Annotated in this window: 2 protein-coding genes; one reads left to right on the forward strand and one right to left on the reverse strand. The window is 77.7% G+C overall.

Annotation, left to right across the window (positions count from 1 at the left end):
• Positions 1-1,347: FUSC family protein (locus ACFWEK_RS21110; protein ID WP_430555309.1), on the reverse strand; the 1,347-nt coding region annotated here is incomplete at its 3' end.
• 69 nt (positions 1,348-1,416) lie between these two features.
• Here ACFWEK_RS21110 and ACFWEK_RS21115 point away from each other — a divergent pair.
• A complete protein-coding gene (locus ACFWEK_RS21115) occupies positions 1,417-1,905 on the forward strand; it encodes a MarR family winged helix-turn-helix transcriptional regulator (protein ID WP_430555310.1) in 489 nt (162 codons plus the stop codon).
• Positions 1,906-2,074 lie beyond the last annotated feature (169 nt).

Consider the following 2,074-nt stretch of genomic DNA (forward strand, 5'->3'; position numbering starts at 1 on the left):
GGCCGCCGCAGGCGCGGCCGGCCGGCGGCGCGGGTGCACCAGGACGACGGCGAGCACCCCCACCACGGCGCCGAGCACGGTGTCGAGGGCGCGCGAGGCCGCGATCCCGGCCGGGTCGACCGACCCGCCGAGGGACGTCATCAGCAGCGCCATCGGCGTGATGGTGAGCATCGCCAGCCCGTAGTGGCGCCCGACGACGACCTCCGTGACCACCTGCAGCACCACGACGACGACGCAGGTCGCGGCGAACGACAGGTGCGCCGCCAGGAGGGGCCAGGCGAGCAGCGCGCCCAGCACGGTGCCGCCCCCGCGCTGCAGCGCGCGGACCACGGCGTGGCGCGTGCTCGCGCCCTGCAGGGTGGCCGTGGCGCCGAGCTGCGCCCACGCGGGGTGGCTCAGCCCGGCGGCGAGCGTGCCCGCGCCGGCGACGACGCTCGCCAGCACCACGCGGACCCCGGCGAGGCGCCAGCCGGGGAGGCGCCAGCCGGCGCGGACGTCGTCGCGCAGGCGGCGACGCGGCGGCAGGGCGTCGGCGGGCGGGACGGTGCGCGAGGTCGCGCCGTCGGGGGTCTGGTCGGTCGTGGGGTCGAGCGCCGCCTCGACCGCTGCCAGCTCGGCGGCGAGCACGCGCGCGGGGTCGCGGGTGCGCCGGCGGGACAGGTCGTCGGCGAGCACCTCGCGGGCCCGGGCCACGGCGGCCGACGCGGCCCGCGCGGCGTCCGGGGCGTCGGTGCCGGCGTCGAGGGACCTCCGCACGGCGTCCGCCGCCCGGCGGACGGCGAGCCGCGCGGGCGCGCTCGGGCGGACGAGCCACCCGCTCATCCCGACGAGCCACGCGATCGCGGCGCCGACGGCGAACGCGGTCCCGCGCTCGGCGACGTCGCCCCACGCCAGGGGGCCGACCATGCCGCCCGCCGCGGCGAAGACGACGATGCTCGCCCCGGGCGGTCCGGTGCGGACCAGGGTGCACAGGGCGGTGGCCACGCCGGCCACCAGCGCCACCACCGCGAGGACCACGAGCACGGGGGCGCCCGCGGCGGTGAGGGAGGCCGTGAGCAGGAAGGCGACGACGAACACGGCGGCGACGCCGGCCAGCAGGGACGCACGCCGCCGGTACGGCTCGTACCGGCCGTAGAGGATGACGAGCGCCCCCAGGGAGGCGAAGGCCGCCAGGTCGGTGCGACCGACGGCGGCGCTCAGCGCGAGGACGACGGCGGCCGCGGCGCCGACGCGCAGCGCTGCCGCGAGCGTCGCGTCGGCGGGGTTGATGCGCAGCGCGGTGCGCAGGTGGGCGGGGTCGAGGACGTCGCGGGCGCTCGTCAGGACGGGGGAGGAGGTGGGAGGCATTGCCGCCGATGATAGTTCACGGGTAAATCATCATGGAAGTAGTTGCGGTGTGACGTCTATCCTGTCGCCGTGGACTACATCGAGCGCGTGCGCGCGCAGTGGGCCGAGCGGCTCCCCGCCGTCGACACGTCCCCGGCCGACGTCGGCGCGCGGTTGTGCCGGATCGCCGCCCTGCTGGAGGCCGAGGTGTCCGACGACCTCGCCGCCCGCGACGTCACGCGTGCCGAGCTCGACGTGCTCACCGCGCTGCGGCGGTCCGGGCGCCCGCTGCGCGCCGGCGAGATCACCACGATGACGGGCTCGCCCGGGGCGTCGATCACCAAGCGCCTGGACCGGCTGGAGCGCGCCGGCCTGGTGGGACGCGCCGTGCACGAGCGCGACAAGCGCGGCGTGCTCGTGGCGCTGACCACGGAGGGGGAGGCGCTCGTCGACGAGCTGTTCCCCCGGCAGATCGAGCACGAGCGCGCGGCCCTGGCGGACCTGTCCGAGGCGGAGCGGGCCGAGCTCGGCCGGCTGCTCGCCGTCGTCCTGCGTCGCCTGGACCCGAAGGACTACTGATCGCGGGGAGGCGCCGCACGTCTCAGGTGGAACCCCCCAGCCCCGCGCCCCGAGGGGCGCCTCCCCGCGTACGCCGACAGTAGCAGGTGAGGTTAGCCTTACCAACCCCGAGCTGGGTATGCGGTCACCACCGGGAGACGCCGACGGCGGCGCTCCCCGAGGGGAGCGC

The organism is Isoptericola sp. NPDC060257 (genome assembly GCF_042726645.1).
Classification (GTDB): Bacteria; Actinomycetota; Actinomycetes; order Actinomycetales; family Cellulomonadaceae; genus Isoptericola; species Isoptericola nanjingensis.